This window comes from Paenibacillus sp. BK033, assembly GCF_004345425.1.
Classification (GTDB): Bacteria; Bacillota; Bacilli; order Paenibacillales; family Paenibacillaceae; genus Pristimantibacillus.
In genome coordinates, this window is record NZ_SLVP01000017.1 from 46438 (window position 1) to 65049 (window position 18612).

General features: G+C 49.3%; 28 protein-coding genes and 1 rRNA gene. 27 read left to right on the top strand and 2 right to left on the bottom strand.

Translation table 11 applies throughout. The annotated features are described in order from the left end of the window. The 23 genes from rpsH (at window position 1) to EV294_RS29120 (ending at window position 14779) form a co-directional block, all read left to right on the top strand. Window positions 1-399, top strand: a complete 399-nt coding sequence (rpsH, locus tag EV294_RS29010; RefSeq protein ID WP_015847210.1) for a 30S ribosomal protein S8 — start codon at window positions 1-3, stop codon at window positions 397-399. A 30-nt stretch (window positions 400-429) separates the two neighbouring features. Next, window positions 430-972 carry a 50S ribosomal protein L6 gene (gene rplF / locus EV294_RS29015; protein WP_132313334.1) on the top strand — a complete coding sequence of 181 codons (543 nt, stop codon included), beginning with the start codon at window positions 430-432 and terminating at the stop codon, window positions 970-972. Between the two features lie 61 nt (window positions 973-1033). Next, window positions 1034-1402 (top strand): 50S ribosomal protein L18, encoded by a 369-nt coding sequence (gene rplR, locus EV294_RS29020; RefSeq protein WP_132313336.1) that lies wholly within the window; start codon window positions 1034-1036, stop codon window positions 1400-1402. A 30-nt stretch (window positions 1403-1432) separates the two neighbouring features. Then, window positions 1433-1930 (top strand): 30S ribosomal protein S5, encoded by a 498-nt coding sequence (rpsE, locus tag EV294_RS29025; RefSeq protein ID WP_015847207.1) that lies wholly within the window; start codon window positions 1433-1435, stop codon window positions 1928-1930. Between the two features lie 13 nt (window positions 1931-1943). Continuing rightward, a complete protein-coding gene (gene rpmD, locus EV294_RS29030; protein ID WP_015847206.1) occupies window positions 1944-2123 on the top strand; it encodes a 50S ribosomal protein L30 in 180 nt (59 codons plus the stop codon). A gap of 44 nt (window positions 2124-2167) precedes the next feature. Next, the gene (gene rplO, locus EV294_RS29035) at window positions 2168-2608 is read left to right on the top strand and encodes a 50S ribosomal protein L15 (protein WP_015847205.1); all 441 of its coding nucleotides are present in this window, start codon (window positions 2168-2170) and stop codon (window positions 2606-2608) included. Beyond that, a complete protein-coding gene (secY, locus tag EV294_RS29040; RefSeq protein WP_132313338.1) occupies window positions 2609-3910 on the top strand; it encodes a preprotein translocase subunit SecY in 1302 nt (433 codons plus the stop codon). Between the two features lie 89 nt (window positions 3911-3999). Continuing rightward, the gene (locus EV294_RS29045) at window positions 4000-4650 is read left to right on the top strand and encodes an adenylate kinase (RefSeq protein WP_132313340.1); all 651 of its coding nucleotides are present in this window, start codon (window positions 4000-4002) and stop codon (window positions 4648-4650) included. Then, window positions 4650-5408: a type I methionyl aminopeptidase gene (gene map / locus EV294_RS29050; protein ID WP_132313342.1), complete on the top strand. Its 759-nt coding sequence runs from the start codon at window positions 4650-4652 to the stop codon at window positions 5406-5408. Before EV294_RS29045 ends, map begins: the two co-directional genes overlap by 1 nt. Window positions 5409-5414: 6 nt before the next feature. Then, on the top strand, window positions 5415-5696 hold the full coding sequence (locus EV294_RS29055) for a KOW domain-containing RNA-binding protein (protein ID WP_015847201.1): 282 nt from the start codon (window positions 5415-5417) through the stop codon (window positions 5694-5696). Between the two features lie 2 nt (window positions 5697-5698). Next, on the top strand, window positions 5699-5914 hold the full coding sequence (infA, locus tag EV294_RS29060) for a translation initiation factor IF-1 (RefSeq protein WP_015847200.1): 216 nt from the start codon (window positions 5699-5701) through the stop codon (window positions 5912-5914). A 45-nt stretch (window positions 5915-5959) separates the two neighbouring features. Further along, entirely contained in the window at window positions 5960-6073 is a 114-nt protein-coding gene (rpmJ, locus tag EV294_RS29065) for a 50S ribosomal protein L36 (RefSeq protein WP_003333770.1), read from the top strand. Window positions 6074-6091: 18 nt separating this feature from the next. After that, window positions 6092-6460, top strand: a complete 369-nt coding sequence (rpsM, locus tag EV294_RS29070; RefSeq protein ID WP_015847199.1) for a 30S ribosomal protein S13 — start codon at window positions 6092-6094, stop codon at window positions 6458-6460. A gap of 20 nt (window positions 6461-6480) precedes the next feature. Further along, entirely contained in the window at window positions 6481-6876 is a 396-nt protein-coding gene (gene rpsK, locus EV294_RS29075; RefSeq protein WP_015847198.1) for a 30S ribosomal protein S11, read from the top strand. Window positions 6877-7002: 126 nt separating this feature from the next. Continuing rightward, on the top strand, window positions 7003-7947 hold the full coding sequence (locus tag EV294_RS29080) for a DNA-directed RNA polymerase subunit alpha (protein ID WP_015847197.1): 945 nt from the start codon (window positions 7003-7005) through the stop codon (window positions 7945-7947). A 48-nt stretch (window positions 7948-7995) separates the two neighbouring features. Further along, complete coding sequence (rplQ, locus tag EV294_RS29085) at window positions 7996-8361, top strand: 50S ribosomal protein L17 (protein WP_091190749.1); 366 nt, start codon at window positions 7996-7998, stop codon at window positions 8359-8361. A 389-nt stretch (window positions 8362-8750) separates the two neighbouring features. Next, a complete protein-coding gene (gene truA / locus EV294_RS29090) occupies window positions 8751-9497 on the top strand; it encodes a tRNA pseudouridine(38-40) synthase TruA (protein ID WP_132313344.1) in 747 nt (248 codons plus the stop codon). Window positions 9498-9695: 198 nt separating this feature from the next. Next, window positions 9696-10133, top strand: a complete 438-nt coding sequence (rplM, locus tag EV294_RS29095) for a 50S ribosomal protein L13 (protein ID WP_132313346.1) — start codon at window positions 9696-9698, stop codon at window positions 10131-10133. A gap of 18 nt (window positions 10134-10151) precedes the next feature. Beyond that, complete coding sequence (gene rpsI / locus EV294_RS29100; protein WP_015847193.1) at window positions 10152-10544, top strand: 30S ribosomal protein S9; 393 nt, start codon at window positions 10152-10154, stop codon at window positions 10542-10544. Window positions 10545-10741: 197 nt separating this feature from the next. After that, window positions 10742-11437 (top strand): phosphoadenylyl-sulfate reductase, encoded by a 696-nt coding sequence (locus EV294_RS29105; RefSeq protein ID WP_132313347.1) that lies wholly within the window; start codon window positions 10742-10744, stop codon window positions 11435-11437. 63 nt (window positions 11438-11500) lie between these two features. Next, complete coding sequence (gene sat / locus EV294_RS29110) at window positions 11501-12670, top strand: sulfate adenylyltransferase (RefSeq protein ID WP_132313349.1); 1170 nt, start codon at window positions 11501-11503, stop codon at window positions 12668-12670. Between the two features lie 109 nt (window positions 12671-12779). Continuing rightward, window positions 12780-13586, top strand: coding sequence for an N-acetylmuramoyl-L-alanine amidase CwlD (gene cwlD, locus EV294_RS29115; RefSeq protein ID WP_132313351.1), 807 nt, complete (start codon window positions 12780-12782; stop codon window positions 13584-13586). Between the two features lie 98 nt (window positions 13587-13684). Next, window positions 13685-14779 (top strand): Mrp/NBP35 family ATP-binding protein, encoded by a 1095-nt coding sequence (locus EV294_RS29120; protein ID WP_132313353.1) that lies wholly within the window; start codon window positions 13685-13687, stop codon window positions 14777-14779. Window positions 14780-14874: 95 nt separating this feature from the next. Here the strand turns inward: EV294_RS29120 and gerD are convergent, their stop codons facing one another. Beyond that, window positions 14875-15582, bottom strand: coding sequence for a spore germination lipoprotein GerD (gene gerD, locus EV294_RS29125; protein ID WP_347813066.1), 708 nt, complete (start codon window positions 15580-15582; stop codon window positions 14875-14877). Window positions 15583-15767: 185 nt separating this feature from the next. Here gerD and EV294_RS29130 point away from each other — a divergent pair, with 185 nt between their 5' ends. Then, window positions 15768-16391, top strand: a complete 624-nt coding sequence (locus EV294_RS29130) for a KinB-signaling pathway activation protein (protein ID WP_165930844.1) — start codon at window positions 15768-15770, stop codon at window positions 16389-16391. Between the two features lie 3 nt (window positions 16392-16394). On the opposite strand, the gene pdaB is transcribed toward EV294_RS29130, so the two are convergent. Continuing rightward, the gene (pdaB, locus tag EV294_RS29135; protein WP_132313355.1) at window positions 16395-17219 is read right to left on the bottom strand and encodes a polysaccharide deacetylase family sporulation protein PdaB; all 825 of its coding nucleotides are present in this window, start codon (window positions 17217-17219) and stop codon (window positions 16395-16397) included. Window positions 17220-17336: 117 nt separating this feature from the next. Here pdaB and EV294_RS29140 point away from each other — a divergent pair, with 117 nt between their 5' ends. From EV294_RS29140 to EV294_RS29150, 3 genes are all read left to right on the top strand, one after another. Next, entirely contained in the window at window positions 17337-17960 is a 624-nt protein-coding gene (locus EV294_RS29140; RefSeq protein ID WP_132313357.1) for a stage II sporulation protein M, read from the top strand. Window positions 17961-18095: 135 nt separating this feature from the next. Further along, window positions 18096-18317, top strand: coding sequence for a hypothetical protein (locus tag EV294_RS29145; RefSeq protein ID WP_015847185.1), 222 nt, complete (start codon window positions 18096-18098; stop codon window positions 18315-18317). A 200-nt stretch (window positions 18318-18517) separates the two neighbouring features. Beyond that, window positions 18518-18612 (top strand): 16S ribosomal RNA (locus tag EV294_RS29150); the annotation flags it as partial.

Below are 18612 nucleotides of genomic sequence, written 5' to 3' on the forward strand. Positions count from 1 at the left end.
ATGGTTATGTCTGATCCGATTGCAGATATGCTGACACGTATTCGCAACGCGAATGTCGTTCGTCACGAAACCGTGGAATTGCCCGCTTCGAAAGTTAAGAAGCAAATCGCAGAAATTCTGAAACGCGAGGGCTTCATCCGCGATGCTGAATATATCGAAGACAACAAACAAGGGATTATCCGTATTTTCTTGAAATACGGCCCTAACCAAGAGCGCGTTATCACTGGTCTGAAACGTATTTCTAAACCAGGTCTGCGCGTTTACACGAAATCGACTGAAATCCCTCGCGTTTTGGGTGGTCTGGGAATTGCTATCATTTCCACATCCAAAGGGGTTATGACCGATAAAGAAGCACGCCAAGGCAAAGCAGGCGGCGAAGTCGTTTGCTACGTTTGGTAATTAACTAGTCACAAGATTGGAGGTGTAACAATGTCCCGTATTGGTCGCAAACCGATCCAAGTGCCTAACGGCGTTAACATTAACTTGGAGAACTCGGTTATTACTGTAAAAGGACCGAAAGGATCCCTTACTCGTGAAATTCACAAAGACATGAAAGTGAACATCGCTGAGAACGAGATCGTAGTCGAACGTCCTTCTGACAATAAATTGCATCGTTCTTTGCACGGCACAACTCGCAGCATCATCGCTAACATGGTGAGCGGTGTTACCGAAGGTTTCTCCAGAAACCTTGAGCTGGTAGGCGTAGGTTACCGTGCGAATAAAACTGGCGATAAGATCGTTCTTAACGTTGGTTATTCCCACCCAGTGGAGATTGTTCCCGAGGCTGGCATTGAGTTCGAAGTACCATCGAATACGAAAATCACTGTTCGTGGTATCGACAAAGAGCGCGTAGGCGCTGTTGCTGCTCAAATCCGCTCCGTTCGTGAGCCAGAGCCTTACAAAGGCAAAGGTATCAAGTACGAAGGCGAACGCATCATCCGCAAAGAAGGTAAAGCTGGTAAGAAGAAATAAGCAGTCTGATTGGGCTGCTTAAAATAGCGGTATAAGGCAGAAGGAAAGGAGTGAACCTTGAATGATTACGAAAGGCGATAAAAACAAGGCTCGTCTGAAAAGACACTTGCGTGTTCGTAAAAAAATCAACGGAACGGTAGCTCGTCCACGTCTCTCTGTATTCCGTTCGTCGAAGCATATCTATGCTCAACTGATCGATGACGTACAAGGCGTAACGCTTGCATCCGCATCCACAGTGGATAAAGAACTGGCAGAAGCTATCGGCAACGGCGGCAGCGTTGAAGCAGCTCGCAAAGTTGGCGAATTGATCGCAAAACGCGCTCAAGCGAAAGGGGTATCCCAAATCGTATTTGACCGTGGTGGTTACTTGTATCATGGCAGAATTCAGGCGCTTGCTGAAGCAGCACGCGAAGCTGGTCTGGAATTCTAGTCGAATTTACTTATAAGGAGGTTAATCGACTTGCGTGTAGATCCAAATACGTTAGAACTGACTGAAAAAGTTGTCCACATCAACCGCGTTGCTAAAGTTGTTAAAGGCGGACGTCGTTTCAGCTTTAGTGCACTCGTAGTTGTCGGCGACGGCAAAGGCTACGTAGGCGCAGGGATCGGTAAAGCGGGCGAAGTACCTGATGCGATTCGCAAAGGTATCGAAGACGCTAAGAAAAACCTGATCCACGTTCCACTCGTAGGAACAACAATTCCCCATCTTGTAGTTGGACATTTCGGTGCAGGTGAAGTTCTTCTGAAACCGGCATCCAAAGGTACAGGTGTTATCGCCGGCGGTCCTGTTCGTGCAGTGCTCGAACTGGCTGGTGTAGGCGATATCCTGACGAAATCGCTTGGTTCTTCGAACTCCATGAACATGGTTAACGCAACGCTTGAAGGTCTTTCCCGCCTGAAGCGCGCGGAAGATGTTGCGAAGCTTCGTGGAAAAACTGTCGAAGAGCTGTTAGGTTAAGGAGGGGAATAGGATGGCAAAATTGCAAATCACCCTCGTTCGCAGTGTGATCGGCCGTAACGAGAAACAACGCGCGACTGTTGAATCCTTCGGCTTGAAGAAAATTCACCAATCCGTTGTTTTGAACGACAGCCCGGCTGTTCGCGGCATGATCAATGCCGTAAGCCACTTGATCAAAGTAGAAGAAGTGTAAGCAACTCGCTTGCTATAAGAAATAAATAAGGAGGTGCAAGAACGATGAAATTGCATGAACTCGCACCAGCACCAGGCTCCACGCAAGTGGCAAAGCGCAAAGGTCGCGGTATTGGCTCCGGTAACGGTAAAACATCTGGTAAGGGTCATAAAGGTCAAAACGCTCGTTCCGGCGGCGGTGTACGCCCTGGTTTCGAGGGTGGCCAAAACCCATTGTACCGTCGTTTGCCGAAACGCGGTTTCAATAACCGTTTCCGCACTGAGTACGCTATCGTTAACATTGAAGAGCTGAACAAATTTGCAGCAGGTTCCGAAGTTACTCCAGAAGTTCTTCTTGAGCAAGGGATCATCAAAAATCCTTTGGCGGGCATTAAGATCTTGGGTAATGGCGAAGTTAAGGTTCAATTGACTGTAAAAGCAAACAAGTTCTCTCAATCTGCGGTAGAGAAAATCCAGGCTGCCGGCGGTAAAACCGAGGTGATCTAATTGTTTAACACCGTGTCCAACATTTGGAAAGTGGCGGATTTGCGCAAGCGGATCCTTTTCACCCTTTTCATACTGCTTGTTTATCGCATCGGAGCTTTTATTCCGGCGCCAGGCGTTGACAAAGATGTATTCAAACAGGTTGACCAATCCGGTGTGAATCTGTTCGGTTTGCTTAACACGTTCTCCGGCGGTGCGTTGTACCACTTCTCCATTTTCGCGATTGGTATCGCTCCTTACATTACGGCTTCGATCATCGTACAGCTGTTATCGATGGACGTTATCCCTAAATTCGCTGAATGGGCGAAGGAAGGCGAGAACGGGAAGAAAAAGCTCGCGCAGATTACACGTTACGGCACGGTAATCCTTGGTTTATTGCAAGGTTTTGCAACAGCAATCGGCTTCAATCGTCAATACAACTACGAAATGGTTCCTAATGCGAATTTTGTCGATTACTTGCTCATCGCTCTCGTTTTGACAGCGGGCGTATCATTCCTGATGTGGCTTGGCGAGCAAATCACAGAGCGCGGTATCGGCAACGGTATCTCGATTCTGATCTTTGCCGCTATCGCAGCAAGCATTCCGCAGCATATCCGTACGATCTATACGACAGAATTCGCGTCGCAAGACGGCAATATGTTCTGGAGCATTGGCAAAGTTGTACTGATCGCAGTGGCGATTGTACTGATTATTGTAGGGGTAATCTTCGTACAACAAGGCATCCGTAAGATTCCGGTTCAATATGCTAAACGCGTAGTTGGCCGGAAGATGTATGGCGGTCAATCGACTCACATACCAATGAAAGTGAACGGCGCAGGTGTTATTCCGGTCATTTTCGCAATTTCGTTATTGATGTTCCCGGCAACAATCGCCCAGTTCTGGTCTGGTGCCGCTTGGGCGAATTGGATCATGCATAACCTGACGTACACGCAGCCGCTTGGCATGGTACTGTATGTTCTGCTGATCATCGGGTTCACGTTCTTCTATACATTCGTACAGATCAATCCGGTTCAGATGGCGGATCAGATGAAGAAGAATGGCGGTTACATCCCAGGCATTCGTCCTGGCAAACCAACTTCCTCTTATTTGACTCGCGTATTGTCGCGGATTACGCTGACGGGTGCGATTTTCCTGGCCGTTATCTCCTTGTTGCCAGTGGTGTTCGGCGAAATCGCCGGATTGCCTGCTTCGGTAAGACTTGGCGGTACCTCGCTTCTTATCGTAATCGGCGTTGCGCTTGATACGATGAAGCAAATTGAGAGCCAGTTGATAAAACGCCATTACAAAGGGTTTATCAATAAATAACAATAGGTTCCGACCGGGATTCCGTAACGTCGCAGGCGCGATGGACGGAACCCGCACGAGCCTATTGTGCTTAAAGCGAGGAAGAATGAATGAACATTTTATTCATGGGTCCTCCGGGGGCCGGTAAAGGGACGCAGGCAGAACGTATCGTTGAAGAGTTTGGCATTCCGCACATCTCGACTGGCGATGCATTCCGTCTTGCGATGAAACAGGGGACTCCGCTCGGTCTTAAAGCGAAAGAGTTTGTCGATCAAGGCTTGCTCGTTCCCGATGAGATTACGAACGGTATTGTCAAAGAACGTCTTGCTCAAGACGATTGCAATAAAGGTTTCTTGCTTGACGGTTTTCCGCGTACGCTGCAGCAAGCCGAAGCGCTTGATGTTATGCTCACCGAACTGAACCGCAGCATTGACCATGTTGTTAATTTGAAGGTAGACCGCGGCTTGCTGCTTGCCCGTCTGACTGGCAGACGCATTTGTAAAGCCTGCGGATCGACATACCACGTAATGTTCAACCCACCGAAACAAGAAGACGTCTGCGACAAATGCGGCGGCGAATTGTACCAACGGTCGGATGACACGGAAGAGAAAGTCGGAACGCGTCTTGACGAGTATATCTCGAAAACCGCGCCGCTTCTTGACTACTACAACGGTAAAGGTCTACTACGCGAAGTCGACGGCGAGAAGGAAATCGATACGGTTACGGCCGAGATTGTTTCCTGCTTGCGAGGTTCATTGTAATGATCATTTGCAAATCCGATTCGGAGCTGCGATATATGAGGGAAGCCGGCCGCATTGTAGCGGAGACGCACCGGATTATGGCTGAAGCGGTAAAGCCCGGGGTTACGACCCTGGAGCTCGATCAGCTGGCCGAGGCGTACATTCGCAGCCAAGGCGCTGAGCCATCCTTCAAAGGTTACAATGGTTTTCCTGCCAGCATTTGCGCTTCTGTAAATGACGAGCTGGTACACGGTTTTCCCGGACCTCGTAAGTTGAACGAAGGCGATATTATAAGCATCGACATTGGAGCCGAGTACAAAGGCTATCATGGCGACTCGGCCTGGACTTATCCAGTCGGCAACGTATCGGATGAAGTCAAGCGGTTGCTTGAGGTGACAGAAGAGTCTCTGTACGCAGGGGTTAATCTGATCCGCCCAGATGTTCGTTTATTTACAATATCGCATGCGGTTCAACAGGTTGCCGAAGCGGCGGGCTTTTCGATTGTACGGGAATTTGTCGGACACGGTATTGGCAAGGACCTCCATGAGGAACCGCAAATTCCGAATTACGGCATTCCGGATCGCGGGCCGCGTCTTAAGCCAGGAATGGTGCTTTGCATCGAACCTATGGTCAACATCGGCGAACGTTACGTTCGCACGCTTGAAGACAATTGGACGGTCGTAACGGAAGACGGCTCTTGGTGCGCTCACTTCGAGCACACGGTTGCCGTAACGGAGGACGGATTCGAAATTTTGACGAAACTACCGCAGTCGGTGTAATCTGTTATGGATAAGCAACCGCAAATCGGTCAAATCGTTAAGGTGCTTCGGGGCAAAGATGAGAACAGCTATGCTGTTATTATTGAAATTGTTGACGAACGCTTCGTACTGATCGTCGATGGCGATAAGCGGAGGTTTGATCAACCGAAGAAAAAGAACGTTCTGCATCTCGAGTTACAACCCGCTATAAGCAGCGAAGTTACAAGCAGCTTGCTTGAAACGGGCAGGGTGACCAATGCCAAGTTACGTTATGTGATTCAGAAGTACGCACATGCGAAAGGAGAATGACGGTGGCTAAGGAAGACGTCATTGAGGTCGAAGGTACGGTAATCGAACCGCTGCCGAATGCCATGTTCAAGGTGGAGCTGGAGAACGGTCATCAAATTCTCGCACATGTTTCCGGTAAGCTCAGAATGCATTTCATCCGTATTCTGACTGGGGACAAAGTGGTTATACAGTTATCGCCTTATGATTTATCAAGAGGGCGCATCACCTATCGGAAGTAGGCCGCCTCGCGGTTTGCTCTCGAAGGATTCGGGAGGTAATTCACAATGAAGGTTAGACCTTCGGTAAAGCCGATTTGCGAAAAATGCAAAGTCATTCGTCGCAAAGGCAACGTTATGGTAATTTGTGAAAATCCGAAACACAAACAAAAACAAGGATAAAAGGAGGGACAATGGCTTATGGCACGTATTGCTGGTGTAGATATTCCGCGTGATAAACGCGTTGAAATCGCCCTGACGTACATTTTCGGTATTGGCAAGACAACTTCGCAAAAGATTCTGGCTTCTACTGGCGTGAACCCTGATACTCGCGTTCGCGATCTGACAGAAGACGAACTTGCTAAATTGCGCGAAGCAATTGACAAATCCGTTAAAGTGGAAGGCGACCTTCGTCGTGAGATTTCGCTTAACATTAAACGTCTGATTGAGATCGGCTGCTACCGTGGCGTTCGTCATCGTCGTGGCTTGCCTGTTCGCGGTCAACGTACGAAAACAAATGCGCGTACGCGTAAAGGTCCTCGTCGGACTGTAGCTAACAAGAAGAAATAATAAAGGGGTGAAATAGGGCAATGGCTAAACCTAAAAAAGTCGTTCGTACAAAACGTCGTGACCGGAAAAATATTGAGTCGGGCGTAGCACACATCCGTTCGACATTCAATAACACGATCGTAACGATCACTGACCCTCATGGCAACGCAATCTCTTGGGCAAGCTCCGGTAACCTGGGCTTCAAGGGTTCGCGTAAATCCACGCCTTTCGCAGCGCAAATGGCAGCTGAAGCAGCAGCTAAAGCAGCGATGGAGCATGGCATGAAAGCTGTTGAGGTTATGGTTAAAGGTCCTGGCGCAGGCCGCGAAGCAGCGATCCGTTCGCTTCAAGCAGCTGGTCTGGAAGTTAACCTGATTAAAGACGTAACGCCAGTTCCTCACAACGGATGCCGTCCGCCGAAACGTCGTCGCGTATAGTTGGATCCGCTGTGGTATCAAATAACAACAACTTGTGAATAATGGTTGTGAAGGTTTGGCATACTACGAGATTTGACTAAACAATACGAATGGTAACGGAGCGACGTTTGAAGGAGGGTACTATTAGTGATTGAGATCGAAAAGCCGAAAATCGAGACCGTAGATTTGAATGAGGATGGAACTTACGGGCGTTTCGTAGTAGAACCGCTCGAGCGTGGATATGGCACGACGCTTGGAAATTCGCTTCGCCGAATTTTGTTGTCCTCGCTGCCGGGTGCGGCAGTAACATCCGTTCAGATCGACGGAGTGCTTCACGAGTTCTCTACGGTTCCTGGAGTGATCGAAGACGTAACTGAGATCATTTTGAACTTGAAAGGCCTCTCGTTGAAAATCCACTCCGATGAAGAAAAGGTGTTGGAAATCGACGCTGAAGGCGAAGGAATCGTTACGGCAGGGGATATTCGAGCAGACAGCGATGTCGAGATTTTGAACCCTGATCTTCACATCGCAACCTTGGCCTCCGGCGCGCGGCTCCATTTGCGAATTTTTGCCAATCGCGGACGTGGTTACGTCCAGGCGGACCGTAACAAGCGGGACGATCAACCGATTGGGGTTATTCCCGTTGATTCGATTTACACGCCAATTACCCGTGTCAATTACAGCGTTGAAAATACCCGCGTTGGTCAAGTAACCAACTACGACAAGCTTACGCTTGAAGTATGGACTGACGGCAGTATTAGACCGGAAGAGGCTGTAAGCCTTGGCGCTAAAATTTTGACAGAGCATTTGGACCTGTTCGTCGGATTGACCGATGAAGCCAAAGACGCGGAAATCATGGTCGAGAAGGAAGAGGACAAGAAAGAGAAAGTTCTGGAGATGACAATCGAAGAACTGGATCTGTCTGTTCGTTCCTACAACTGCTTGAAACGTGCAGGCATTAATACCGTTCAAGAGCTGATCACGAAATCCGAAGAGGACATGATGAAGGTTCGTAACCTGGGCCGTAAATCCCTCGAGGAAGTTCAAGAGAAGCTGGAAGAGCTGGGCCTTGGCCTGCGCATGGAAGAGTAGTAGCTTGAACATCTAGAACAGACTATAGGCAAGGGAGGGGAAAACAAAATGGCATATCAAAAATTGGGCCGTGACGCTAGCGCGCGGAAAGCATTGTTCCGTGACCTCGTTACTGACCTGTTCCTGTATGAGCGCATTCAAACAACAGAAGCTAAAGCGAAAGAGGTTCGTTCTATCGCTGAAAAGCTGATCACGAAAGCGAAAAAAGGTGACTTGCACGCTCGTCGTCAAGTAGCTGCATACGTTCGTCGTGAAACTGTTGATGGAGAGCAAGATGCAATCCAAAAGCTGTTCTCCGAGCTGGCCACCCGTTACTCGGAACGTGCGGGCGGATACACACGGATTTTGAAACTGGGACCTCGCCGTGGCGACGCTGCGCCTATGGTGTACCTGGAACTGGTTGACCGTGCGTAACACAAGCGTAATCAGCTCGCCGCTCTAAGCGGTTGAGCTACGTTTCGCGGTGAGAAAGGGTGGACCCTTGAGGCCACCTTTTTTTATTGCCTGCAGTGAAAAGAGCTATGGGAGTGTCAGGTGTGCTGCATGAAAGGTTTGTTCTCCGATCGCTGTTGTTCACAGATTTCTTCATCACAACACGCTTAAGCGGTTGAAATCTGTGAACAAAGGCGAACGCTACGCTTCTCCGGACAAAACCTTTCATTCCGCACACGACTTCCCCGATAGCACACCTTTTCAAACAGGCAAAGAAAAGAGAGAGACCGAAAAGGGACCACCCTTTTGAATGATTAAGGGGATTGAATGTTAATTGCGTTTGTTGTTAACAGATGGGGAAGTGATGAAGGATGAGGAATATAGCAGCGACGGTAAGCTACGACGGGACGGACTTTAACGGGTTTCAGTCTCAGCCGTACGGACGGACCATCCAGCAGGAAATCGAACTGGCTATCAAAAAGCTGACCGGAGAGGACATTATTATTCTCGGATCGGGCAGAACGGACGCAGGCGTGCATGCAACGGGACAAGTGTTCAACTTTTTGACGGAATCAACGATTCCCGCCGAGCGCTGGGCTATTGCCCTGAATACGCGTCTGCCGAAGGATATCGTTATTCTCGAAGCGCATGAAGTGCCGGAAGCCTTTCACTCCCGGCGTTCTGCGAAGCGGAAAACCTATCGCTACACGATTGACATGGGGAAGTTTCCGGATGTATTCTACCGGCGCTATGCGTTCCATCATCCTACACCGCTTAATGTCGAAGCCATGCAGAAGGGGCTTAGCTTCCTTGTTGGGGAACATGACTTCACATCGTTTACGTCTATACACTCGACTAAGCCGCATCATGTTCGGACCATCTACGAGGCTTATTTCGAGCGTGAAGGGCAAATGCTCCATATGTATATGACAGGCAACGGATTTCTCTATAACATGATCAGAATCGTGATGGGTACGCTGCTTCATGTCGGCCACGGAAAGCTGAAGCCGGAAGATATGGCGCGCATTTTGAAAGGCCGCAAGCGTTCTTTGGCCGGCCCTACGGCGATGCCTCACGGATTAATGCTGATGAAGGTTGAATATCCGGAAGAAATGTAATTTACATTTAATAACTTCTTGATTTAGGCCATTATCTATAGTAGAATATAACTTGTGCTTTCTTAGTGGCTCTCCCACAGCCCCGACTAAGATTGTCGCAAACTTGGCATGCAACACCTGAAATTAACAAATGTAAATTACGTTCTGAAACGTTGTTTAATAAAATTTTAACTGTAATGGAAATAAGGAGGATCATCCATGCGTACCACCTATATGGCTAAGCCAAATGAAGTTGAGCGTAAATGGTACATCATCGATGCGGCAGGCAAAACGCTTGGTCGTCTGGCTAGCGAAGCTGCAAGCCTGATCCGCGGCAAGCACAAACCGCAATTTACGCCACATGTTGACACTGGTGATTTCGTTATCGTAATCAACGCTGACAAAATCGTTCTGACCGGTAAGAAAATGCAAAACAAAATGTACTATCGTCACTCGGGCTACTCTGGCGGTTTGAAAGTAACGCCAGCTCACGAAATGATCGCTAAAAAAGCGGATCGCGCTATCGAATTGGCTGTTCACGGCATGTTGCCAAAAACTCGCCAAGGTAACGCAATGAAGCTTAGACTTAAAGCATACGCTGGTTCGGAGCATCCGCATCAAGCACAAAATCCAGAAGTTTACGAACTTCGCGGCTAATAAGGGGAGGACAGTTTCATGGCACAAGTACAATACTATGGAACCGGTCGTCGTAAACACTCTGTTGCACGTGTACGTCTGGTGCCAGGTGAAGGACGAATCATTGTTAATAAACGCGACCTGAACGAATACTTTGGTCTGGAAACATTGAAGCTGATCGTTAAGCAGCCATTGGTTCTGACTGAAACTTTGAATAACTACGACGTTATCGTTATCGCTAACGGCGGCGGTATGTCCGGTCAAGCTGGCGCTATCCGCCACGGTATCTCCCGCGCTCTGCTCAAAGCAGACCCTGAGTTCCGTCCAGCTCTGAAACGTGCTGGCTTCCTGACTCGTGACCCACGCATGAAAGAACGTAAAAAATACGGTCTCAAAGCTGCTCGTCGCGCTCCACAGTTCTCGAAACGTTAATATCGGAACCAAACACCTTCTCTGGTTGCAGAGAAGGTGTTTTTTTGTTTTTCCAAGTGTGCATGTTCAACTGGATACATGGACAGGACTTTATTTCATTTTGGTGAAAACTTATTATTGATCATTTAAGTATTAGAACGTATACTTTACTTAATAGCATATGATTTTACTTGGAATTACAAATGGAGGGCAAAACCATGAACCTGTTCGAAAAAGAAGCATTGGTTAAGCAAAAAGCGGAAGAGCTTGAAAACGCAACGCCACAAGAGATTTTGGCCTATGCAGTTGAAGCATTCCCTAAAATTACGTTTGCATGCAGCTTTGGCGCTGAAGACGTTGTACTGGTCGACATGCTGCAAAAAATCAGCCCGAAAACAGATATTTTCTACCTGGATACAGACTTCCACTTCAAAGAAACTTACGAGACGCGCGACCGAATGGTTGAACGTTACCCTGGCATTCCATTTGTTCAAGTTAAACCATTGATTACGCCCGAAGAGCAAGCTGAGCAGCATGGTCCTGAATTGTGGAAATCGGACGCTAATGCTTGCTGCAATATCCGCAAGGTTGAGCCGTTGACAAGAATTCTGTCCAAATACGAAGCATGGATTACGGGGATTCGACGTGACCAAGCTCCAACGCGAGCCAATGCGAAGAAAGTTGAATATGATACAAAATTCGGTTTGATTAAATTCAATCCAATTGCCGGTTGGACCTCGGAAGACGTATGGAATTACATCCGTGAGAACGATGTTATCTACAATCCGCTGCATGACAACAACTACCCAAGCATTGGCTGCGAGTATTGCACGCGCCAAGTAATGCCAGGAGAAGACCCTCGCGCAGGACGTTGGTCCGGTCAAGAGAAAACCGAATGCGGTCTGCATAAATAAGATCGATAAGCACTTCAAACAGCCGGCAATTGTGGTTTCGCATACCCAAGGAGGCTAACAACAATGAGTCAGATTTTACCGCATGGCGGCGTGCTTGTTAATCGTCTCGCTACTGGCGAGCAGCGCGAGGCGCTTTTGAATGAAGCGAAGGATTTGAATACGATCGTCATTAATAAATGGGCCGTATCTGACCTGGATCTTATCGCCGTTGGGGCGTTTTCGCCTCTTTCCGGCTTCATGAACGAGGCGGACTACCGCTCAGTTGTAGAGAACATGCGTCTTGCTGACGGCTCGGTGTGGAGCATTCCGGTTACACTCGCTGTAGAAAACGCAAAGGCTGCCGAGCTGCAGGCGGGTACGCGTGCTGCCCTCGTAGGGGAAGACGGCGTTACTTACGCGATTATCGATGTAGAGAGCATCTACGCCGTGGATCAGAAGGCAGAAGCGATTAACGTATTCAAGACGGACGATCTGGCGCATCCAGGCGTTCAAAAGCTGCTTTCCCGTCCATCTACTTATGTTGGCGGCGCCATCACGGTTCTGAACCGTCCACAGCCTGAGAATTTTGGAGAGTTCTATTTCGACCCGTCGGAAACTCGCCGCATATTCGCCGAAAAAGGCTGGAAAACTGTTGTTGGCTTCCAAACGCGCAACCCGGTTCACCGTGCGCATGAATATATTCAGAAGACAGCCATGGAAATCGTTGACGCTCTCTTTCTGAACCCGCTTGTGGGCGAGACCAAGTCCGATGACGTTCCCGCGAACGTACGGATGAAGAGCTATCTGACTCTGCTCGAGAACTACTACCCGCAAGACCGTGTATTATTAGGCGTGTTCCCGGCGGCAATGCGTTACGCAGGCCCACGCGAAGCGATCTTCCATGCGCTTGTTCGCAAGAATTATGGCTGCAGCCACTTCATCGTAGGCCGCGATCACGCCGGTGTAGGCGACTACTATGGAACATACGAAGCGCAAGAGCTGCTTAAAACGATCCCTGCCGAGGATCTCGGCATTACGCCTCTATACTTCGAGCACAGCTTCTTCTGCACGAAATGCAGCAGCATGGCGACTACGAAGACTTGCCCTCACGGCAAGGAAGACCGCCTGACGCTGTCTGGTACCAAAGTACGCGCGTTGCTGCGGAATGGCGTTTGCCCGCCGCCGGAATTTTCCCGTCCGGAAGTCGCGAAGATTCTCATTGAAGGCATGGCACAGCAGCCGGCTTCATTTTAATAAATAGGGTTAAGAGGAGTCCAACTCCAGCTTGGCCATCATAAACAACCACCTCGTCCCATATAAATGATAAGGAGATCATTTGTATGGAAACGGGGTGGTTTTATTTATGCGCCGAAAACGTTTAGTCGTTTGGATGACCTATAAAGGGGCGCTCCGCATTGCGGGCGGCATGGCAGCGCTTGTGTTGACCTGGATACTGCTTACCCAAGGCAGCGAGCCGGTATCCCGGACCTGGAGTTATTGGACGCTGCCTTTATCGGGCAAAACAATTGCGATCGATGCGGGGCATGGCGGCGTTGACGGTGGTGCGGTAAGCAAGGAGGGGGTAGTCGAAAAGGATCTGAACCTCGCGATTGCGCTGTACCTCAGAGATTATTTGCAGCAGGCGGGAGCTATTGTACTGCTCACCAGAGAAGGGGATTACGATCTGGCTGCGCAGGATACGAAGGGGTATTCCAAGCGCAAGACGGAGGATTTGCTGCAGCGAGTCGCCAACATCAAGGAAAGTAAGCCAAGCCTTGTTGTCAGCATTCATATGAACAGCATTCCGTCTGCGAAGTGGACGGGAGCCCAAACGTTTTTTAACCCTGCCAATCATCCGGACAACCAGGTGCTTGCCACGTTTATACAAAACGAGATCCGTCGCAATCTGGAGAACACGAGCAGGGTAGCCGTAAAGGATAAAAATAACGTGTACCTTCTTAAAGCGTTGAATGACATTCCTACGGCGCTTGTTGAAGTCGGATTCCTGTCCAACCCGGGCGAAGCCGCGCGTCTGGCCGATTCGAATTACCAGCGGCAGGTGGCCGCCTCGATCTATCAGGGTATTCTCCGGTATTCCTCGGGGGAAAAGCTGAGCGCGAATTCGGCGACGGACGCCGCATCGGACATGGAGGCGGAACCTGCCAATTAAACATGTCCCGCTTAATATGTTATAATCATTTTAAATAAGCAGCTTTTATTTACGCTTACACCTACAACTACTCTCTTACATAAAGGTGGGACTCATTCATGTTGACACGTGAACAAGCTCTGGAAGCCGTCGGTTCCGTGACGGCCCCATATAGCGCGGACGCCGTTGCCGTCCGCGATGTTGTCGTGAAGGACCGTCAGGTATCGATGACGGTCTTGACAGCCAGCGAGGACATTCGTCCCTCGCTGGAAACCGCGCTGCGCGAAGCGCTCGCGCGGGCTGGCGCCGAAACCGTGCATTGCCGGTTTCGCGCGCTGGAGGGCGGCGCAGGCGCAGCTGCCGCGCCGCAAGGACAAGCCGGCGGCAAAGCCCGGCCGGCCGCGGCAAACGGCCCCGTGCAAGGGCACGGGGCCGGGATCGAGAGCCCGCTGCTTGCCGCTGGCAGCGGGGTGCAGTTCATCGCAGTCGCCAGCGGCAAAGGCGGCGTCGGCAAATCGACGGTGACCGTCAATCTCGCGGTCGCCTTAGCCCACAAGGGCAAACGCGTCGGCATCATCGATGCCGATATTTACGGCTTTAGCGTGCCGGATATGATGGGCATCGAGACACGCCCCCAAATCGTGAACGAGCGCGTTATCCCGATTGAACGGTTTGGCGTCAAAGTCATGTCGATGGGCTTCTTTGTCGAAGACAACAGCCCGATCGTATGGCGCGGGCCGATGCTGGGCAAGATGCTTCGCAACTTCTTTGCCGAGATCGAATGGGGCGAGCTGGATTACCTGCTGCTTGACCTGCCTCCGGGTACGGGCGATGTGGCGCTCGACGTCCATCAGATTATCCCGCAGAGCAAAGAGATTATCGTAACGACGCCTCATGCTACTGCTGCCTTTGTAGCGGCCCGCGCAGGGGCTATGGCCATCAAGACTGAGCACGAGATTATTGGCGTTGTGGAGAACATGTCCTATTACAAATGCAGCAAATGCGGCGAGCCGGAGTACATCTTCGGGCGCGGCGGCGGTGCCCGCCTTGCGGAATCCCTGCATGCCGAGCTCCTTGCCCAAATACCGTTGGGACAGCCGGATAACCATATCTCCGAGCCGGATTTCTCGCCTTCGGTGTATAAAGCCGACACCGAGACGGGCGCGATATATCTGGATATTGCGGAACAAGTCATTCAAAAGTGTTCCCGCTGATTTATGAAAAGAAAAGCCCGGACCGGGAGAGAGCAAAAGCTCTCGACCCCGTCCGGGCTTTTTGTTCAGCAATGACAATCTCATCTATATAACGGTTAGGTTGAAGAATCCGAGCCGTCTCCTTCACCGCCGCCTTCGCCGTCTTGCTTATCTTGGTCGGAGGAGCCTTCATCGCCACCGCCGCCTTCTTCTTGCGATTTCTTGTCAACCTTTTCGTCCGGCTTAGGTTTAAGCTCTTCCTGTACCGCTTTTTTCATTAGATCGAGAACTTCCAGACGGAAGAGAGGGTTTTGCATCGATTCCTGCATTAGAGACATGACTTGTTTTTTATATTGCGTGCTTTGCAGCACTTCGAGAATCATTTTGTCCATTTCGGGCGTTTTGAACGCTTTGATCATTTGCTCCTGGTACGTCGGGTCCTTCATCAATTCCTTGTGGATATCCTTATTTTGCTTGTTTACGGCTTTAGCGAATTCGCCGGCAAAACGGGTATCCGTCATTAATGTCCGGATAACCTTGTCATATTCCGGAGAAACCATGACATCCTTTACCGCAAGGCGTACCTGTTCTTGATCCTGTACAGACAACAGCTTGGTTCCGCTGCCGTTGTAGCCGGACATTTGCTGGGCGGATTCCTGCAAGGCTTTTTGAGCGTCTTCGGTTTTCAGGATGTCAATAACCATCGATTTCATATCCTTGTAGCTGATCTGTTGGTTATTGCTTCCTGAAGATTCCGCACCGCAGCTTGTTAAGACAAATGTTAGGGCGGAAAGCGCCGTTAATAAAGCCAATCGCATGCGCATGCTCCCACGATCTCCCTTCTATGATTACCATTGCTGAATTTAAACGTAGTATGCGTTAATGTTCACGGGATTATCATGGCTTCGCAGTTAGCTTTTTATGACGAACGTGGTAAAATAATGGTTGGCACAGGTAAGTGCTTACAATGGCACAGTCCTCGCCAAACATGAAGGAGGATAACGGAATTATGAATTTGAAAAGATGGTTTTTTCTTTTTTGGACCTGCATGGCCGTCGGGGCTGTCGTTACCATCGTTAGCGGGTCGATCATGCAATGGACGGACCAGTCCTTCGGATTTATGGGGCTTGAGGCAGCCGGATTCAACGCCTTTATGATGGCGATGGTCGGCTTATTGATAGGCGCATTCAGCCAAATGGGGTTCTTTGCATACTTGACCCTGAATTACATTGCATTAAGCATTTTCCGCAAAAGCTATCTCTGGAACGCTCTCCAGGGTTATACGACGTTATTTGCCGTATTTGGCCTCGGTTACATGCTTTACGAGCAGCGGACCAACAATTGGTTCTTCTGGGTACTGCCGCTTGTCCTTTTGGTCTGCTCGTTGGCCGTTGCCTACGTCAAGATCAAGCAAACAAAGCCAAGCGCATTTGTGCCCACCACGTTTCTGATGTTCTTCGTGACCTTCGTGGAAGCATGGCCGGCTCTGCAAGGGGAAACCAACATTTCGGCTATCGTCTTTATGATTATCCCTTTGTTTGTCTGCAATGCTTACCAAATCTTAATGCTGCACCGCTTGCTTCATAAAAATACAACAACCGACTCTGCAACATCCGCAAAGCCGGTCGCGTAATAATCAATAGCCAGTATCCGCAGCTGCCATAGCATCCTCGAGTCCAAGCATCGTAAGAGAGGTCGTTTTGTCCTGTACGGCACGGCCTTCCGACTCGGTTTGGTTAATCAGCTCCGATACGGTTACGAATTCGTAGCCTTTCGCGCGAAGCTCATCGATGATGACAGGCAGTGCTTCATGCGTTTGCTTCACCGAATCGCTGGCATGCATAAGAATAATGTCTCCGTTATGCGCACGGCTTACGACACGGTTGATAATCTTGTCCGTTCCAATGTTCAGCCAGTCCATGGAGTCGGTATCCCATTGGATAACCTTGTAATTGAGCTCTTCCGCGATACGGAGCACCCGTTTGTCGAAATCTCCGTTAGGAAGGCGGATGAGGTTCGGCTGCTTGCCTGTCAGGTCGGTGAGAATCGAATGCGCGGTTGTGATCTGCGTACGGATCTCTTCATCGCTAAGCTTACTGTAGTTATCGTGCTTGTGGCCATGGCTGCCGATCTCAAAGCCGTCATTCACGATATCCTTGACGATGTCGGGATGGGACTGGCTCCAAGGGGAGGATAGGAAGAAGGTTGCCTGCGTAACCCCTTTGTCTTTCAATACCTTCAGAATCGGTTCCGTACGCTTGTCCCCCCAACTGATGTCGAATGTCAGGGCTACTACTTTCTTATCCGTAGGGACACTGTATATAGCGGCCGGCTGTTGTGGTGAGAATACCGTGATGTTGTCTCTTTCTGCGTAAATAACCCCTACAGAGAAGACCAGTGCGAGAACAAGAAGGAAGTTGCGTTTTAATTTTCGTCCGTTCAGTACATAAAAAAAGTTCATCTGTTAAGGCTCCTTTCTATTGGAAGCTTGTTCTAGTACAATCCTATGCTCGTACATCCAAGATATTCATGCTTGTTCAACCGAATAAACAAGAAGTTGCAAAAGGAGGGGAGAGGCATGTTTCGCTGGTCTGAAATAAAAGCCCATTTCAAAATCATGAATCCCTACATCGCGTTTGGATTCATTTTGTTTTTTGCAGGGCTTGTCGTCGGGGGGACCAACAGCGCATTCAGCGATTATCTCGAGCAGCAGCTGAGGGCACTCGGCAGTGTGGCGGAATCATTGGATAACGCGGAGAATCCAACGCTTGCCTTTATGGTCTTTATCTTTTTAAACAATGCGATCAAGTCCATTTTCATCATCTATATAGGGGCGGTCTTCGGGATCATCCCGATTTTCTTCCTTGTTCTGAACGGCATGGTTGTAGGCTTCCTGCTCCAGCATGTGGCTGAGACGCAGGGAACGGGCGATATGCTTACGGTTGTATTGGGGCTTCTGCCTCACGGCATTATTGAGATTCCGGCGATTGTGGTGGCATGCGCTTACGGCATGAAGTTTGGCGTTCTCTTGCTCAAGGCAATTGGAAGGATCGTTATTCCGGGGAAGGAAGCGGGCAAATCCGGACGGGAAATCGAATATTTCATGATTAGATCCGTTCCGGTGGTCGTTATTTTAACGGTAGCGTTGCTTGTTGCGGCGATTATCGAAAGTACAGTTAGCGTTTGGGTAAGTTCGTTGTAATATTTTTCCGATTAATTGAGCATAACAGTAAGGCGGCGTCGTGATGCGTTATCGCAAGACGCCGCTTTTGCTTTCGATTGCCGCAGCAAAACTTAGCTGCAGGGCCAATACAGCTTAGGAGGGCGCACATTAGTTATGCTAGGAATTCTATTCAACGACAAAGAATGCAAAGAACTCGATTACGTCCTGCGCAAAGAATTGGATGAGATGCTGCTTGATCTGAATGACAACCGTTTAGACGGAGATATTAAGCAAGCTATAACCAGACGGTACAAGATCATTTTCCGTATGTATGCCCGCATTGCATCTCCGAAAGAGCTGTCCCGGTATGCTTTAAATGTGCGAAATTACAGGTAGAAAAATCCAGTAAAAAAAGTTTAAAAAAAGGGTTGCAATCCTATAGACGTCCATGATATATTATCTCTTGTCGCCGCTGAGAAACGCGGTAACGACACGAAAAAAGAATTGTTCTTTGAAAACTGAACAACGAGCGAAACTGCCCCGTTAGAAATAACGGAAAAGCGAATTTTTAAATGAATGAGCAAGTCAGACACCATTTCATGGAGAGTTTGATCCTGGCTCAGGACGAACGCTGGCGGCGTGCCTAATACATGCAAGTCGAGCGGACTTTACCTTCGGGTAAAGTTAGCGG

Excerpts from the sequence above, each read along its gene's own strand:
- rpsK (WP_015847198.1), top strand. The coding sequence starts at position 6,481 with ATGGCTAAACCTAAAAAAGTCGTTCGTACAAAACGTCGTGACCGGAAA.
- rpsH (WP_015847210.1), top strand. The coding sequence starts at position 1 with ATGGTTATGTCTGATCCGATTGCAGATATGCTGACACGTATTCGCAAC.
- rplR (WP_132313336.1), top strand. The coding sequence starts at position 1,034 with ATGATTACGAAAGGCGATAAAAACAAGGCTCGTCTGAAAAGACACTTG.
- truA (WP_132313344.1), top strand. The coding sequence starts at position 8,751 with ATGAGGAATATAGCAGCGACGGTAAGCTACGACGGGACGGACTTTAAC.
- sat (WP_132313349.1), top strand. The coding sequence starts at position 11,501 with ATGAGTCAGATTTTACCGCATGGCGGCGTGCTTGTTAATCGTCTCGCT.
- rplF (WP_132313334.1), top strand. The coding sequence starts at position 430 with ATGTCCCGTATTGGTCGCAAACCGATCCAAGTGCCTAACGGCGTTAAC.
- EV294_RS29140 (WP_132313357.1), top strand. The coding sequence starts at position 17,337 with ATGTTTCGCTGGTCTGAAATAAAAGCCCATTTCAAAATCATGAATCCC.
- rplQ (WP_091190749.1), top strand. The coding sequence starts at position 7,996 with ATGGCATATCAAAAATTGGGCCGTGACGCTAGCGCGCGGAAAGCATTG.
- rpmJ (WP_003333770.1), top strand. The coding sequence starts at position 5,960 with ATGAAGGTTAGACCTTCGGTAAAGCCGATTTGCGAAAAATGCAAAGTC.
- EV294_RS29045 (WP_132313340.1), top strand. The coding sequence starts at position 4,000 with ATGAACATTTTATTCATGGGTCCTCCGGGGGCCGGTAAAGGGACGCAG.
- rpmD (WP_015847206.1), top strand. The coding sequence starts at position 1,944 with ATGGCAAAATTGCAAATCACCCTCGTTCGCAGTGTGATCGGCCGTAAC.
- rpsM (WP_015847199.1), top strand. The coding sequence starts at position 6,092 with ATGGCACGTATTGCTGGTGTAGATATTCCGCGTGATAAACGCGTTGAA.
- EV294_RS29105 (WP_132313347.1), top strand. The coding sequence starts at position 10,742 with ATGAACCTGTTCGAAAAAGAAGCATTGGTTAAGCAAAAAGCGGAAGAG.
- EV294_RS29130 (WP_165930844.1), top strand. The coding sequence starts at position 15,768 with ATGAATTTGAAAAGATGGTTTTTTCTTTTTTGGACCTGCATGGCCGTC.
- map (WP_132313342.1), top strand. The coding sequence starts at position 4,650 with ATGATCATTTGCAAATCCGATTCGGAGCTGCGATATATGAGGGAAGCC.
- pdaB (WP_132313355.1), bottom strand. The coding sequence starts at position 17,219 with ATGAACTTTTTTTATGTACTGAACGGACGAAAATTAAAACGCAACTTC.
- EV294_RS29120 (WP_132313353.1), top strand. The coding sequence starts at position 13,685 with ATGTTGACACGTGAACAAGCTCTGGAAGCCGTCGGTTCCGTGACGGCC.
- EV294_RS29055 (WP_015847201.1), top strand. The coding sequence starts at position 5,415 with ATGGATAAGCAACCGCAAATCGGTCAAATCGTTAAGGTGCTTCGGGGC.
- gerD (WP_347813066.1), bottom strand. The coding sequence starts at position 15,582 with ATGCGCATGCGATTGGCTTTATTAACGGCGCTTTCCGCCCTAACATTT.
- rplO (WP_015847205.1), top strand. The coding sequence starts at position 2,168 with ATGAAATTGCATGAACTCGCACCAGCACCAGGCTCCACGCAAGTGGCA.
- rpsI (WP_015847193.1), top strand. The coding sequence starts at position 10,152 with ATGGCACAAGTACAATACTATGGAACCGGTCGTCGTAAACACTCTGTT.
- EV294_RS29145 (WP_015847185.1), top strand. The coding sequence starts at position 18,096 with ATGCTAGGAATTCTATTCAACGACAAAGAATGCAAAGAACTCGATTAC.
- cwlD (WP_132313351.1), top strand. The coding sequence starts at position 12,780 with ATGCGCCGAAAACGTTTAGTCGTTTGGATGACCTATAAAGGGGCGCTC.
- rplM (WP_132313346.1), top strand. The coding sequence starts at position 9,696 with ATGCGTACCACCTATATGGCTAAGCCAAATGAAGTTGAGCGTAAATGG.